Raw genomic sequence first — 15,788 nt, forward strand, 5'->3', positions numbered from 1 at the left:
TCGCACCAATATAGTGCAATTTTGATGAATGGATTCAGTTGCTCTGAAATGAGCCAGGGATGCCTGATTGGCGCGTTGAGGGTGGTGAGTCTGTGGCAGTCATTGTGTCGTCGCTGGCGAAGGCTGCGTTCGTCGCAAGGTCCTGCGGCCCTTGTCGCAGCCTGCGGCCAGCGGCTACAGGTTTGGTGTTGTCAGTGAGACAGTGCCATGCCAGGCGCGCCGGCATAGAACACGATCAGTTCAACGGGGGCCTTGCCGCTGATACCTCGATGGGAGGTGTTGACCACCTCGGGCAAAACCTGGCCAGGCTTGAGCGTGGTTTTGTGGATGCCGTCTTCGGTTTCGACCATCAGTTCGCCGGACACCAGGTAGGCGAGGTTGGGCATGGGGTGGCTGTGCCATTTCAGCGTGGTGTTGGCCGGGAGCGTGATCTTGACCACGGTGAATTCCGGCTTGGCGTCCGGATAGCGATAAGCCGCCCCATCCCAGGACTTGTCAGCCTTGAGCAACTGCTCGACCTTGACCTCGGTGGGGGTGTTTTTACAGCCCAGCAGTATCAGGCAGGCGCAAGTCAGGAACAGGGGTTTGAGGGCCATGAAAGGGTGCATGTCAGTCTCCGTTGGTTTGAGTGGCCTAAAGCTACCGATCACTCATCAAGGTGGCTGTCAGGTGCTGGCATGAATCCAGAGGCCCTGATCTTGTGCTTGCGTAAGACGTCGCCCACAAAAAAGCCTCCCGTAGGAGGCTTTTTCGAATCACGCCGCTTGCGCGGGCGTCACGGGATTAGCAGCTGTAGTACAGCTCGTATTCCAGTGGGTGTACGAAGGTACGAACCTGGATTTCTTCTTCGCTTTTCAGTGCGATGTAAGCGTCGATGAAGTCGTCGCTGAAAACGCCGCCTTTGGTCAGGAACGCACGACCTTTGTCCAGCTCTTCCAGGGCTTCTTTCAGGCTGCCGCAAACTTGTGGGATCTCTTTGGCCTCTTCAGGCGGCAGGTCATACAGGTTTTTGTCAGCTGCGTCGCCAGGGTGAGTCTTGTTCTGGATACCGTCCAGGCCAGCCATCATCAGTGCAGCGAAGCACAGGTACGGGTTGGCCGCTGGATCCGGGAAACGTGCTTCGATACGGCGAGCTTTAGGGCTGGACACGTAAGGAATACGGATCGAGGCGGAACGGTTGCGAGCCGAGTAGGCCAGCATTACCGGAGCTTCGAAACCTGGTACCAGACGCTTGTAGGAGTTGGTAGCCGGGTTGGTGAAGCCGTTCAGTGCCTTACCGTGCTTGATGATGCCGCCGATGAAGTACAGAGCGGTGTCGGACAGGCCGGCATAGCCTTCGCCTGCGAAGGTGTTCTTGCCATCTTTGGAGATGGACATGTGAACGTGCATACCCGAGCCATTGTCGCCGTACAGAGGCTTAGGCATGAAAGTAGCGGTACGGCCGTAGGCGTCTGCCACGTTGTGTACGCAGTATTTCAGGGTCTGAACTTCGTCAGCCTTTTTCACCAGGGTGTTGAACTGCACGCCGATTTCGTTCTGGCCGGCAGTTGCCACTTCGTGGTGGTGTACTTCGATAACCAGGCCCATTTCTTCCATGGCGTTGCACATGGAGGTACGGATTTCGTGGTCATGGTCGAACGGCGGAACTGGGAAGTAGCCACCTTTGACGCCTGGACGGTGGCCTTTGTTGCCGCCTTCCACGTCCTGGTCGGACATCCACGAACCTTGTTCGGAGTAGATCTTGAACATGGAGCCGGAGATATCGGACTTGAACTTCACTTGGTCGAAAATGAAGAACTCTGGCTCCGGGCCGACGAAAACGGTGTCGCCGATACCGGTGGACTTCAGGTATTCCTCGGCACGGGTAGCGATGGCGCGTGGGTCGCGGTCATAGCCTTGCATGGTCGAAGGTTCGATGATGTCGCACACCAGGATCAGCGTAGGCTGTTCGGTGAACGGGTCCAGAACGGCAGTGCTGTCGTCTGGCAGCAGGATCATGTCGGACGCTTCGATGCCTTTCCAGCCAGCAATGGAGGAGCCGTCGAACATTTTGCCGTCGGTGAAGAAGTTTTCATCCAGCGCATCACGAGCCGGCATGGTCACGTGGTGCTGAGTGCCTTTGGTATCAGTGAAGCGCAGATCAATCCACTTGACGTCATGATCTTTGATGAGTTGAACCGACTTCGACATAGTGTCCTCCGGGGTGGCTTAGGGCGGGTAGTGGAATGCCCTTAATAAGTGGTTGATGCCGGCGCGAATACTCTGCCAAGGCAACCTGCCTCACAAGGGAGCAAATTGCATGCCAGTGCCCCGACTTGGGTTTAATGCCCCAATCTCAAGCAGGTTAGAGACGAAGACTACCGATTAGGCGCACTTATCGCACTCAAATGAAGCGATTAAAGGCATTTATGTCCCATTTTGGTGCGTCGAAAACCGTTTGTACGATAACTGGTTAAACCTTGAACAATTTCCGCTATAATCCGCGCCCCCCTTTTTTGGCAGGCTGCTCGCGCGCTGTTTTCATGAAACTAATCGTTAAAGTCTTCCCCGAAATCACTATCAAGAGCCGTCCGGTTCGGATGCGTTTCGTCCGTCAATTGGCTAAAAACATCCGTGCTGTGCTCCGCGATCTGGACCCGGCTGTGGTGGTGACGGGCGTGTGGGACAACATCGAACTGCAAACGCGCGTCAGTGATCCTAAAGCCTTGAAAGAAATGACCGAACGCCTGAGCTGCATGCCGGGCATCGCGCATTTCCTGCAAGTTGACGAGTACCCGCTGGGCGACTTCGACGACGTCGTTGAGAAGTGCAAATTGCACTTTGGCGATGCGCTGGCCGGCAAGATCTTTTCCGTGCGTTGCAAACGCGGTGGCAAGCACCCATTTACCTCGATGGAAATCGAGAAATACGTCGGCAGCAAGCTGCGTCGTGAGTGCGGGGCGGCCGGAATTGATCTGAAAAAGCCGGAAATTGAAGTGCGCTTCGAAATTCGCGACCAACGGTTGTTTGTGATTCACAGCCAGCACGACAGCATAGGCGGCTTCCCGCTGGGCTCTCTGGAACAGACCCTGGTGTTGATGTCCGGCGGTTTCGATTCCACCGTCGCGGCCTACCAGATCATGCGTCGCGGCCTGATGAGCCACTTCTGCTTCTTCAATCTGGGCGGACGTGCCCATGAACTGGGCGTGATGGAAGTCGCGCACTTTATATGGAAGAAGTACGGCAGCTCCCAGCGTGTGCTGTTTGTCAGCGTTCCGTTCGAAGAAGTTTTGGGCGAAATTCTCGGCAAAGTCGATAACAGTCATATGGGCGTCATTTTGAAGCGTATGATGTTGCGCGCTGCGACGCGTATTGCCGAACGTCTCGAAATTGAAGTGCTGGTGACGGGTGAAGCGATTTCCCAGGTGTCGAGCCAGACGCTGCCCAACTTGTCGCTGATTGACTCGGCTACCGACAAACTGGTGTTGCGTCCGCTGATTGCGAGCCACAAGCAGGACATCATTGATCAGGCGGTTGAAATCGGTACGGCCGATTTTGCCAAGCACATGCCTGAATATTGCGGGGTGATTTCGGTCAACCCCAAGACCCACGCCAAACGCAACCGCGTGGAGTACGAAGAACAACAGTTCGATATGGCCGTGCTCGAGCGAGCGCTTGAGCGGGCCAAAATGGTGCCGATTGATCGAGTGATCGAGGAATTGGGCCAGGACTTGCAAGTCGAAGAAGTCAGCGAAGTGCTGGCGGGCCAGATCGTGATCGACATCCGTCACCCGGATGCTCAGGAAGATCAACCGCTGGAACTGGCTGGCATCGAAGTACAAGCGTTGCCGTTCTATGCACTGAACAGCCGCTTCAAGGAACTGGATGACACTCGTCAGTACCTGTTGTATTGCGACAAAGGCGTGATGAGTCGCCTGCATGCTCACCATTTGCTCAGTGAGGGACATGCCAATGTGCGCGTTTATCGACCGAGCTAAGAGCCCGGGGCTGTATGCCTGTGGCCTGCGTCACCGGCCCCCCGACGCCACCGTCAAGCTGTAACGGCTTGCACGGACTCTACTGTTAATCGCTGCCTGGACTCAGTCAGCACACCGAATCCTCTGATCGAGATACACAAGTGATCGAAAATCTACGTAACATCGCCATCATTGCTCACGTTGACCACGGTAAAACTACCCTGGTAGACAAACTCTTGCGTCAATCCGGCACTCTGGAGCGCAACGAGCTCAACGACGAGCGCGTGATGGACTCCAACGACCAGGAAAAAGAGCGCGGCATTACCATTCTTGCCAAGAACACCGCTATTAACTGGAACGGCTACCACATCAACATCGTGGACACCCCGGGCCACGCCGACTTCGGCGGCGAAGTTGAACGCGTAATGTCGATGGTTGACTCCGTTTTGCTGCTGGTTGACGCTCAAGACGGCCCTATGCCGCAAACCCGTTTCGTGACCAAGAAGGCTTTCGAAGCCGGCCTGCGTCCAATCGTGGTGATCAACAAGGTTGACCGTCCAGGCGCGCGTCCGGACTGGGTTCTGGATCAGATCTTCGACCTGTTCGACAACCTGGGTGCTACCGAAGAACAGCTGGACTTCAAAGTAGTTTACGCCTCGGCCCTGAACGGTATTGCTGGTCTTGACCACACCGACATGGCTGAAGACATGACCCCGCTGTACCAGTCGATCGTCGACAACGTACCGGCTCCAAAAGTTGACCGTGACGGTCCATTCCAGATGCAAATCTCGGCACTGGACTACAACAGCTTCCTGGGCATTATCGGCGTTGGCCGTATCGCTCGTGGTCGCGTCAAGCCAAACACCCAGGTTGTGGCTATCGATGCCGACGGCAAGCGCCGTAACGGTCGTATCCTGAAGCTGATGGGTCACCACGGTCTGCACCGTATCGACGTTGACGAAGCAGCTGCCGGCGACATCGTCTGCATCAGCGGCTTCGACCAGCTGTTCATCTCCGACACTCTGTGCGACCCACTGAATGTTGAAGCGATGAAGCCGCTGACCGTTGACGAACCTACCGTTTCGATGACCTTCCAGGTTAACGACTCGCCGTTCTGCGGCCGTGAAGGCAAGTTCGTAACCAGCCGTAACATCAAAGAGCGTCTGGACAAAGAACTGCTGTACAACGTTGCTCTGCGCGTTGAAGAAGGCGACACCGCTGACAAGTTCAAAGTGTCTGGCCGTGGTGAGCTGCACTTGTCCGTACTGATCGAAACCATGCGTCGCGAAGGCTTCGAAATGGGTGTTGGTCGTCCGGAAGTGATCATCCGCATGGTTGACGGCGTTAAGCACGAACCGTACGAAAACGTAACCATCGACCTGCCAGAAGAATCCCAGGGTTCTATCATGGAACAGATCGGTATCCGTAAAGGCGATCTGACCAACATGGTTCCGGATGGCAAGGGTCGTGTTCGTCTTGAATACAACATCCCTGCACGTGGCCTGATCGGTTTCCGTAACGAGTTCCTGACTCTGACTTCGGGCGCTGGCATCCTGACCTCGATCTTCGACCGTTACGACGTGATGAAGTCGGGCGACATGTCCGGCCGTCAGAACGGCGTTCTGGTTTCGGTTGCTACCGGTAAGGCTCTGACTTACTCGCTGGAAACCCTGCAAGCTCGCGGCAAACTGTTCCTGGGTCACGGTGAAGACGTGTACGAAGGTCAAATCGTCGGCATCAACAGCCGCGACAACGACCTGGGCGTTAACCCAACCAAAGGCAAGAAGCTCGACAACATGCGTGCTTCGGGTAAAGACGAAACCATCGCTTTGGTTCCGCCTATCCGCTTCACTCTGGAGCAAGCTCTGGAATTCGTACAGGAAGATGAACTGTGCGAAGTAACGCCTAAGTCCATCCGTCTTCGTAAGAAGATCCTGGGCGAAAGCGAGCGTACCCGCGCTGCGAAGAAATCCGGTAACAACTAAGTTATTTAGTTAGCCGTAAAAAAACGCCCCCGACCTTGCGGTCGGGGGCGTTTTTTTATGTCCGGGTTTTAGACGTTTACCTGTAGCCGCAGCCAGCGGCAGCGGCTACAGGTGATGCCTTAGAAAACCATCAACTTCTCGCTGCTGTTCTTGCGCTCAACGGCTTTAGGCACGTAGGCGCAATAACCAGGGCGCGGGCCCACTCGCGGGTGGTTGCGGCAGGTGTCCGGGCGGATTTCATAGATGGTGCACATCCGTGACTTGCGATCCAGATACAGGCAGTCGTTGTTGCTCATGCGCTGCAACGTGAAAATCCCGGACTTCTGGTTGAAGCGCTCCACGATCCCTTCTTTTTGCAGGCGCTTGGCGATGTTCTTCGGTGGGTCGCCCATCTCGAATTCATCGACGATGCCGATGCGGATCAGGTCTTTGATCTTGACCTCGACCGGCAACGTGCAGCAGCTGGAAATGCAGGAGCCGCACATGGGCGCGGAGTATTTGGCCCAGGTATCGAGACGGTCGATTTCCGCGGCGGCGATCAGGTTGGACTTCATCAGGCTTGTATTCCAGCGTGCATCAGGGCGCGCGATCATACCGGTGTTGATGAATGTGTGAACAACCATTTGCCGGTTTTTCGATCAGGGCCATGTTTTAAAGCATTCAACGGCGTATTCGCCTCGTTTTGGGGCATCGCACATTTCGTCAGTTTTATTTAAACAATCATCCAAAAAAATCTTTAACCAAGTCACTTTGTTTCTGTCCAAGCGTCTAGGCTGACACCATTCGTTCTTCAAATCGCCCTATCTCGATTGAGGTTGTATCGATGTCCCAGGAACCGCTTGTTCGTGACGCACAGGTGGCGGCTTTCCGTGCCGCTGTAGTAGCCAAACTGACTTACGCGGTGGGTAAGGACCCGGAACACGCGTTTGACCATGACTGGTTTGAAGCTATTGCTCTGGCCGCCCGCGACCATATGGTCGAGCACTGGATGGACCACACGCGCCAGATTTATCGCAAGGACCAGAAACGGGTGTACTACCTGTCGCTGGAATTTCTGATCGGCCGCTTGCTGTATGACAGCCTGAGCAATCTGGGGCTGCTGGAGGTGGCCCGCGAAGCACTGACCGAGCTTGGGGTCGACCTGGAGCGTATCCGCCTGCTGGAGCCGGATGCGGCGCTGGGCAACGGCGGTCTGGGCCGGTTGGCCGCCTGCTTTATGGAAAGCATGTCGACCCTGGGCATCGCGGCTCACGGCTACGGTATTCGCTACGAGCACGGTCTGTTTCGCCAGAGCATTGTTGACGGCTGGCAACAGGAGCAGACCGAGAACTGGCTGGACTTTGGCAACCCCTGGGAGTTCGAGCGTGCCGAGGTGTTGTACTCGGTCGGCTTTGGCGGTTCGGTCGAGACCAAACAGGATGAGCAGGGCCAGCTACGCCAGATCTGGTGGCCGGGCGAGACCGTACGGGCCATTGCGTATGACACCCCCGTTGTGGGTTGGCGCGGGGCCAGTGTCAACACCTTGCGCCTGTGGCGGGCGAGGGCGCTGCACGATTTGAACCTGGGCCGGTTCAACGCGGGCGACCATTTGGGTGCAGTGGCCGAAGTGGTGCGGGCTGAAAGCATCTCTCGCGTGCTGTACCCGGCTGACAGCAACGAAGCGGGGCAAGAGCTGCGCCTGCGCCAGGAGTTCTTCTTTGTATCGGCCTCGCTGCAGGACCTGCTGCGTCGTCATCTGCACGTGCATGACACGCTGTTGAACCTGGCCGAGCATGTCTCGATCCAGCTCAATGACACCCATCCCTCGATTGCCGTTGCCGAGTTGATGCGCATTCTGGTCGATGAACACGGCATCGAGTGGCACGCGGCGTGGCAGGTCACGGTCGATACCCTGTCATACACCAACCACACACTGCTTCCCGAGGCGCTCGAAACCTGGCCCGTTGGCTTGATGGAGCGCCTGTTGCCGCGCCATATGCAGATTATTTATCTGATCAACGCGCACCATATCGATGCGTTGCGGGCCAAGGGTATTCACGACTTTGACGTGCTGCGTGCGGTTTCACTGATTGAAGAGGACCACGGGCGGCGAGTGCGCATGGGCAACCTGGCCTTCCTGGGTTCCCACAGCGTGAACGGGGTGTCCGGGCTGCACACGCAGTTGATGCGCAGCACCGTGTTTGCCGAACTGCACAAGCTCTACCCTGATCGGATCAACAACAAAACCAACGGTGTCACCTTTCGCCGCTGGCTGTTCCAGGCCAACCCACCGTTGACCTCGATGCTGGTGGATGCGCTGGGGGCCGATGTCCTTGATGAAACCGAGTACAAGCTGATCAAGCTGGAGCCTTTTGCCGAGCGTGCCGATTTTCGCAAACGTTTCGCCGAACAGCGCCTGCAAAGCAAATGCACCCTGGCGGCGCTGATTTATGAGCGTTTGGGTATCGTGGTCAACCCTGAAGCGATGTTCGATGTGCAGGTCAAACGGATTCACGAGTACAAGCGCCAGCTGCTCAACCTGATGCACACAGTGGCGCTGTACCAGGCCATTCGTGCCGAGCCGGGTAATCACTGGGTGCCACGGGTGAAGATTTTTGCCGGCAAGTCGGCGGCCAGTTATGAACAGGCCAAACTCATCATCAAACTGGCCAACGACATCGCCCGCACCGTCAACAATGACCCCACCGTGCGTGGTTTGCTCAAGGTGGTGTTTATCCCCAACTACAACGTCAGCCTGGCCGAAAGCATCATTCCGGCGGCGGATCTGTCCGAGCAGATATCCACTGCAGGCTACGAAGCATCGGGCACCAGCAACATGAAATTCGGCCTTAACGGCGCACTGACCATCGGCACGATGGATGGGGCCAACGTGGAGATGTGCGAGCGGGTCGGGGCCGACAACATGTTCATCTTCGGGCTCAGCTCGCAGCAGGTTGAAGCGCGCAAACACAATGGCGAGTTCCACGCGGCGCCGGATGTGGCCGCATCCCATCGGCTCAACGATGTGCTGCAGGCGATTCGCGGCGGGGTGTTTTCACACGATGACCCGGCGCGCTACACCGGGCTGGTGGACTCACTGATCGAGTACGACCGATTTCTGGTGTGTGCGGATTTCGATGCTTATTGGGATGCGCAGATGCGCGTGGAACACCTGTGGCAGGACAAGGACGAGTGGTGGCGTAAGGCGGTGCTGAACACGGCGCGCATGGGCTGGTTCTCATCGGACCGCACCATTCGCGAGTACGCCACCGACATCTGGAAAGCGCTGTAGAACGTTTCACAGACTGTGGGAGCGGGCTTGCTCGCGATTGAGTCGACGCGGTTTGGCTCAAATCCGCATCGCATGCATCGCGAGCAAGCCCGCTCCCACGGGGGTTATTGGTGGCTGTTTTGGAACCCGCTCTGTCGGTTCTGAGTCTGATTAGAAGATTTGCACGGCAACACGCGCTAAACTGCGCGGGTTTTTCGCCCCCTCCCCATTGTTCGGAGCCTTACATGTCCCGCGTTACCCTGAGTCGCTATTTGATCGAGCAGACCCGCAGCAACAACACGCCTGCTGATTTGCGTTTCCTCATCGAAGTGGTGGCGCGTGCTTGCAAAGAGATCAGCCACGCCGTGTCCAAAGGCGCCCTGGGTGGTGTTCTGGGCAGCATGGGCACCGAAAACGTACAAGGTGAAGTGCAGAAGAAACTCGACGTGATTTCCAACGAGATCCTGCTCGAAGCCAACGAATGGGGCGGTCACCTGGCCGGCATGGCGTCCGAAGAAATGGACAATGCCTACCAGATCCCGGGCAAGTACCCGAAAGGCGCCTACCTGCTGGTATTCGACCCACTGGACGGTTCGTCGAACATTGATATCAACGCTCCGGTCGGCACTATCTTCTCGGTGCTGCGTTGCCCGAACGAATACCTGACCCAGAATGAGCCGTTGAACGAAAAGGCCTTCCTGCAGCCAGGCACCCAGCAGGTAGCTGCCGGCTATGCCATCTACGGTCCTCAGACCATGCTGGTATTGACCCTGGGCGACGGCGTCAAAGGCTTCACCCTGGACCGTGAAATGGGCAGCTTCGTTCTGACCCACGAAGACATCACCATTCCTGAAACCACCCAGGAATTTGCCATCAACATGTCTAACCAGCGTCACTGGGAAGCTCCGGTCCAACGCTATGTAGACGAGTTGCTGGCGGGCGAAGAAGGTCCGTTGAACAAGAACTTCAACATGCGTTGGGTGGCCGCGATGGTTGCCGACGTACACCGTATCCTGACCCGCGGTGGCCTGTTCATGTACCCGCGCGACAGCCGTGAGCCGTCCAAGCCGGGCAAGCTGCGCTTGATGTACGAAGCCAATCCGATGTCGTTCCTGGTTGAACAGGCGGGCGGTGCGTCCACTGACGGCCATCAGCGCATCCTCGATATCCAGCCTGAAGGCCTGCACCAGCGTGTAGCGGTGTACCTGGGCTCGAAAGAAGAAGTGGCGCGCATTACCGATTACCACAAAGCCTAAGCACGCCTCACTGCCCCCTCCTGTGGGAGCGGGCTTGCTCGCGATAGCATCGACACGGTCAATCAGTTGAACCGGGTTGCATGCATCGCGAGCAAGCTCGCTCCCACAGGCGTTTCAGATCATTGTCTTTGCCTGACTTATCCCCCTCGCCAAACAAATCCCTGCACCCTGCGGGAACCACCCTGCGCTTTTCTCTTCTAAGCTTGCATCAGGCATCTATGCCGACCTTTCCATGCAGGAGCTTTCCATGAAGTTGCGTACTTTGGCGGTGTTGTCGTTCTGCGTATTGCTGGCGGCGTGCAGCAAGATCAATCAACAAAACTACTCAAAACTGTCGGCAGGCATGACCAAGGCTGAGGTTGAACAGCTGCTGGGCAGCCCGACCGATTGTTCGGGTGCATTGGGGGTGTCGAGCTGCACCTGGGGCGATCAGAAGAGCTTTATCAGCGTGCAATACGCGGGCGATAAAGTGCTGATTTTTTCGGGGCAGGGTCTGAAGTAATACCGCTCAGGAGCGTTCGCGATGAAACGTCTTTTAGTCAGCCTGGGGGCCGCACTGTTGCTGGCCGGGTGCGCGGGCTCCAGCAGCGATTCGCTGGCGCCCAACACCGTTGCAAGCGTCGATCTCAAGCGCTATCAGGGCACCTGGTATGAGTTGGCGCGCTTGCCGATGTTCTTCCAGCGCAACTGTGCGCAGTCCGAAGCCCATTACAGCTTGAAGCCTGACGGTAACGTAGCCGTGTTGAACCGCTGCCGCACAGCAGAGGGCAAGTGGGAAGAGGCAAAGGGCACGGCAACGCCGCAGGTGGCGGGTAAAACCGACAAGCTGTGGGTCGAGTTCGACAATTGGGTATCAACAGTACTGCCGGGTGTCACCAAGGGCGACTACTGGGTGTTGTACCTGGGGGACGACTACAGCACGGCGCTGGTGGGCAACCCCGACCGCCGCTATTTGTGGTTGTTGTCGCGCAAACCGCAGGTTGATCAGCAAACCCGTGATGAATTGCTCAGCAAGGCTCAGCAGCAGGGCTACGACACGTCACGTTTGATCTGGCGTACGCCGGATGCACAGATGCCCAAAGACACCCAATAAACAAAAACGCCCCTCAGTTGGCACCAAGGGGCGTTGGCTGGGCGCTTAGGCGCGCAGCAGGGTCTTCCATGCGCGGTTCTGGTACACGGCGATGGCTTGCTGCTTACGGGCATTGAGCAACTCGTCGTTGTGCTCTGCGTCGTCAGTGATTGGCAGGTTGGCCAATTCCTGCAGCTTGTTCATCTCGCCGTACAAACGGTCCAGTTCCGGAATTTCCAGCACGTTACGCGCCAGACGCAACCAGGCCTGAATGCGCTCGATGCGCGGCAGTTGCTCGGCCAGATCTTCGGGTTGCTGCTGGTAGCGGTTCAAGCGCAAGGCAATCGCCTCATCCGACAACAAGCGCGGCAGCCAGCTGTGCAGTTGTGCGGCGCCTTGACGGTTGCCACGGGTGGTGCCGCGATCAACGGTCCAGCTGCGCGCCATCAACCAGCGCGAAGTGTTCAGTGAGAACTGGCCCCAGCGCGGGTCTTCCAGCTCTTCAAGGAACTGCTCAGGTGCGGCTTTACGAACGTCTTCGTCGTCCTGGCCGATCTGAACCAGCGGGCGCCAGTCTTCAAGCAGGGCGTCCAGCTCAGCACGTAAGGTGCTGGTGGATTGGCGTGGAGCGGCTTGACCCAGGCTGCTGACCAGCGCGCGCAGGTCAATCAATTGCTGAACCCAGTCCTGCAGCAAACGCCAGTGGCCATTGAAGCGGTACTGCTCGGCCAGACGCTGGCTGTTGCCCAGCAAGTGCCAGGCCAGGGCGGCGAAGGCATCGTCCAGTGGCGTCTCGGGTGTCAGCTCTGGGGCGGGCAGGTTGACGCTGTAGCTGTTGGCGTCGAACAGGCGATAGCCACGCTCGGCCTTGCTGATGTCACAAGGCATCAGGGCCAGCTTCTCGGCCAGTTCTGCCGCCAGTTCCAGCAGGGCAGATGGCTCGCCTTCGCGCAGTTCGAGTTCCAGTTCGCAGATTTCTTCTTTCTGCTTGCCGGCAATGACGTGACCCAGGTCCAGGGCCGCTTCGATGACCACTTTGGCCTTGCCGCGACCCCAGGAGATTTCAGCGCGTTCACGTACGAAATCAGTGGTGAAGATTGGCTTCAGGGTTTTTTTGTCCAGCTCGGCCAACTCTTCTGGCCAGCATTCGCCGTCGAGCTTCTTGATGTCGAGCTTGGCTTTCGGCAGGTTCCAGTCGTACTCATTACGCTCGGACAAACCGGCAATGCTTTGGCCGCGGGTCTTGAGGGTCTGAATCACGTCTTCGCCATCGCGACGCAGGCGCAGGGCAACCTTGGCCTTGGCCAGATCGCGCTCAGGCGTGTCGAAGTACTGGTTCAACAACTCACGGCTTTCCCAGCCACTTTTGTTGCGCTTTTTCAGCAAGGGGTGCTCGCGCAGGGCGGCGAGGGTTTCGCGGCTGACGCGGAGTTTGATTTCGGTTTCTTTCTGCATGGCCGGAAAATCCAGGATCGGTGCGCAGCCGGGAAAAGTGTGGCTGCCAAGGCCGTGCAGTGTACAGGACAAGCCGCCCCGGCGCGCCGAACGGGTTTATTCTGCGCAGCAGATGGCTCTATGATGGGCCTCGCCCCGCCAACAGGAAGTCAGCGCATGCCTTTACCTTCCATGAAAGAGCAGTTCGCTGCCTTGATCGCCACACCGTCGGTCAGTTGCACCCAGCCTTATCTGGATCAGTCCAATCGCGGGGTGATCGATTTGCTGGCCACCTGGCTGAGCGAACTGGGCTTTAGCTGCGATATCCAGCAGGTCAGCCCCGGCAAGTTCAACTTGCTCGCCACCTTCGGCAGCGGTCCCGGAGGACTGGTGTTGGCCGGTCACAGCGACACCGTGCCTTACGATGAAGCGCTGTGGCAGACCGATCCACTCAAGCTGACAGAAGTGGATAACCGCTGGGTCGGCCTTGGCAGTTGCGACATGAAGGGTTTTTTCGCGCTGGTGATCGAAGCGGTGCGCCCGTTGCTCGATCAACCGTTCAAGCAGCCGCTGCTGATTCTGGCCACGTGCGACGAAGAGACGTCGATGGCTGGCGCCAGGGCGCTGGTCGAAGCCGGCAGGCCGCTGGGTCGTGCCGCGGTGATTGGCGAGCCGACCGGACTCAAGCCGATCCGCATGCACAAGGGGGTGATGATGGAGCGCATCGAGATTCTCGGGCGCAGCGGCCACTCATCCGACCCAAGCCTGGGGCACAGCGCCCTTGAAGCCATGCACGATGCGATCAGCGAACTCAAAGGCCTGCGTCAGCAGTGGCTCAACGAATACCGCAACCCGCAGTTCAGCGTGCCGCAGCCGACCTTGAACTTTGGTTGTATTCATGGCGGCGATAACCCGAACCGGATTTGCGGGCAGTGCTCGCTGGAGTTTGACCTGAGACCGTTACCGGGCATGGACCCCAATGAGCTGCGGGCCATCATTCGCAGCAAGCTGCAACCTTTGGCCGAGCGCCATCAGGTGAAGATTGATTTCGCGCCCATCGCAGCCGGAGTGCCGCCATTCGAACAGGACGCCGATGCAGAGCTGGTACGGGTGGCCGAGCGACTCACCGGCCATCGCGCGCAAGCAGTGGCGTTTGGCACCGAAGCGCCTTATCTTCAGCAGCTTGGCTGCGAAACGCTGGTACTGGGCCCGGGCGACATCGCCTGTGCGCATCAGCCGGGGGAATACCTGGAAATGTCACGTTTGCAGCCGACCGTGCGTCTACTGACTCAACTGGTCGAACACTATTGCCTGAAATAGTGGCGATCCCCTTTGCTTTTCACACAAGGAGAACACGCGTGTTGCCGACCCTGTTTCGACGATAACCATCAGCCCGATGTGCGTTTGCTGTTTTAGCCCTTTTTTAGGCGATTTATTTTTTACAGGCTTTGGTTATGCACGATTACGTTAACTGGTTGCGTCACGCGTCTCCTTACATCAATGCCCACCGCGATTGCACCTTTGTCGTCATGCTCCCCGGCGACGGTGTGGCGCATCCCAATTTTGGCAATATCGTCCACGACCTGGTGCTGTTGCACAGCCTGGGCGTGCGGCTGGTGCTGGTTCACGGCTCGCGTCCGCAAATCGACAGCCGCCTTGAAGCCCGTGGTCTGGTGCCGTACTACCACAACGGCATGCGCGTCACCGACGCCTCCACCCTGGAATGCGTGATCGACGCCGTGGGGCAGTTGCGCATCGCGATTGAGGCGCGCTTGTCGATGGACATGGCATCTTCGCCGATGCAGGGTTCGCGCCTGCGGGTCGCGAGCGGCAACCTGGTGACGGCACGGCCGATCGGCGTGCTCGATGGCGTGGACTTCCACCACACCGGTGAAGTCCGTCGTGTCGACCGCAAGGGCATCAATCGTCTGCTCGATGAGCGCTCGATTGTGTTGCTATCGCCTTTGGGCTACTCGCCGACCGGTGAGATTTTCAACCTGGCGTGTGAAGACGTCGCCACCCGTGCCGCTATCGACCTGGCGGCTGACAAGCTGTTGTTGTTCGGCGCCGAGTCCGGCTTGCTCGACGCAGAAGGGCGCTTGGTGCGCGAGCTGCGCCCACAGCAAGTGCCTGCCCACATGAAGCGTTTGGGCAGTGACTACCAGGCCGAGCTGCTGGAAGCGGCGGCCGAGGCCTGCAGCGGTGGTGTGGCTCGTAGCCATATCGTCAGCTATGCCGAAGATGGCGCCTTGCTGACGGAGCTGTTCACCCGTCATGGTGGCGGTACGTTGGTGGCCCAGGAGCAATTCGAACTGATCCGTGAAGCGGCGATTGAAGACGTCGGCGGTTTGCTGGACCTGATCAGCCCGCTGGAAGAACAGGGCATTCTGGTGCGTCGCTCGCGAGAAGTGCTGGAGCGTGAGATCGAACAGTTCAGCGTGGTTGAGCGCGAAGGGATGATTATCGCCTGTGCGGCGCTGTATCAGATTGCTGATTCGGATGCGGGGGAGCTGGCGTGCCTGGCGGTGAATCCGGAGTACCGTCATGGTCGCCGTGGGGATGAGCTGCTGGAACGCATCGAAAACCGCGCCCGGGCACAAGGGTTGAAAACCCTGTTCGTATTAACCACGCGTACAGCGCACTGGTTCCGTGAACGCGGGTTTGAACCTAGCGGTGTCGAGCGCCTGCCGGCGGCGCGAGCGTCGCTGTACAACTATCAGCGTAACTCCAAAATCTTCGAGAAAACGCTGTAAAGCGCCTGTGGCATGCAGCCTCCAAAACTTTGTAGTCGCTGAGGAGCGGAGCGAGGCTGCGATCGAGCGCGAAGCGGTCGTA

The 15,788-nt window shown here is 57.9% G+C and carries 12 protein-coding genes; 8 read left to right on the forward strand and 4 right to left on the reverse strand.

Annotation, left to right across the window (positions count from 1 at the left end; genetic code table 11):
- Window positions 1-191: 191 nt before the first annotated feature.
- Window positions 192-608 carry a cupin domain-containing protein gene (locus AC19YQ_RS08885; RefSeq protein WP_339477149.1) on the reverse strand — a complete coding sequence of 139 codons (417 nt, stop codon included), beginning with the start codon at window positions 606-608 and terminating at the stop codon, window positions 192-194.
- A gap of 175 nt (window positions 609-783) precedes the next feature.
- The gene (glnA, locus tag AC19YQ_RS08890) at window positions 784-2,190 is read right to left on the reverse strand and encodes a glutamate--ammonia ligase (protein ID WP_095035246.1); all 1,407 of its coding nucleotides are present in this window, start codon (window positions 2,188-2,190) and stop codon (window positions 784-786) included.
- Window positions 2,191-2,522: 332 nt separating this feature from the next.
- On the opposite strand from glnA, the gene thiI reads away from it, so the two are divergent.
- Both thiI and typA read left to right on the forward strand, forming a co-directional pair.
- A complete protein-coding gene (gene thiI / locus AC19YQ_RS08895; protein ID WP_133079133.1) occupies window positions 2,523-3,977 on the forward strand; it encodes a tRNA uracil 4-sulfurtransferase ThiI in 1,455 nt (484 codons plus the stop codon).
- A 140-nt stretch (window positions 3,978-4,117) separates the two neighbouring features.
- Window positions 4,118-5,941, forward strand: coding sequence for a translational GTPase TypA (gene typA / locus AC19YQ_RS08900; RefSeq protein ID WP_133079134.1), 1,824 nt, complete (start codon window positions 4,118-4,120; stop codon window positions 5,939-5,941).
- A 119-nt stretch (window positions 5,942-6,060) separates the two neighbouring features.
- On the opposite strand, the gene AC19YQ_RS08905 is transcribed toward typA, so the two are convergent.
- The gene (locus AC19YQ_RS08905) at window positions 6,061-6,498 is read right to left on the reverse strand and encodes a YkgJ family cysteine cluster protein (RefSeq protein WP_037031547.1); all 438 of its coding nucleotides are present in this window, start codon (window positions 6,496-6,498) and stop codon (window positions 6,061-6,063) included.
- 266 nt (window positions 6,499-6,764) lie between these two features.
- On the opposite strand from AC19YQ_RS08905, the gene AC19YQ_RS08910 reads away from it, so the two are divergent.
- The 4 genes from AC19YQ_RS08910 (at window position 6,765) to AC19YQ_RS08925 (ending at window position 11,540) form a co-directional block, all read left to right on the forward strand.
- Window positions 6,765-9,212 (forward strand): glycogen/starch/alpha-glucan phosphorylase, encoded by a 2,448-nt coding sequence (locus tag AC19YQ_RS08910; protein ID WP_500594948.1) that lies wholly within the window; start codon window positions 6,765-6,767, stop codon window positions 9,210-9,212.
- 224 nt (window positions 9,213-9,436) lie between these two features.
- The gene (locus tag AC19YQ_RS08915; RefSeq protein WP_019821792.1) at window positions 9,437-10,447 is read left to right on the forward strand and encodes a class 1 fructose-bisphosphatase; all 1,011 of its coding nucleotides are present in this window, start codon (window positions 9,437-9,439) and stop codon (window positions 10,445-10,447) included.
- A gap of 247 nt (window positions 10,448-10,694) precedes the next feature.
- Window positions 10,695-10,949, forward strand: a complete 255-nt coding sequence (gene bamE, locus AC19YQ_RS08920) for an outer membrane protein assembly factor BamE domain-containing protein (protein WP_133079136.1) — start codon at window positions 10,695-10,697, stop codon at window positions 10,947-10,949.
- 21 nt (window positions 10,950-10,970) lie between these two features.
- Window positions 10,971-11,540, forward strand: coding sequence for a lipocalin family protein (locus AC19YQ_RS08925; protein WP_339477157.1), 570 nt, complete (start codon window positions 10,971-10,973; stop codon window positions 11,538-11,540).
- Between the two features lie 45 nt (window positions 11,541-11,585).
- On the opposite strand, the gene AC19YQ_RS08930 is transcribed toward AC19YQ_RS08925, so the two are convergent.
- Entirely contained in the window at window positions 11,586-12,974 is a 1,389-nt protein-coding gene (locus AC19YQ_RS08930) for a CYTH domain-containing protein (protein ID WP_133079138.1), read from the reverse strand.
- 156 nt (window positions 12,975-13,130) lie between these two features.
- Between AC19YQ_RS08930 and argE the strand changes: the two genes are divergently transcribed.
- Window positions 13,131-14,273, forward strand: a complete 1,143-nt coding sequence (gene argE, locus AC19YQ_RS08935) for an acetylornithine deacetylase (protein ID WP_339477161.1) — start codon at window positions 13,131-13,133, stop codon at window positions 14,271-14,273.
- 134 nt (window positions 14,274-14,407) lie between these two features.
- On the forward strand, window positions 14,408-15,706 hold the full coding sequence (gene argA / locus AC19YQ_RS08940) for an amino-acid N-acetyltransferase (RefSeq protein WP_133079140.1): 1,299 nt from the start codon (window positions 14,408-14,410) through the stop codon (window positions 15,704-15,706).
- The last annotated feature ends 82 nt before the right edge of the window (window positions 15,707-15,788 follow it).

The organism is Pseudomonas sp. MF06569 (assembly GCF_059862735.1).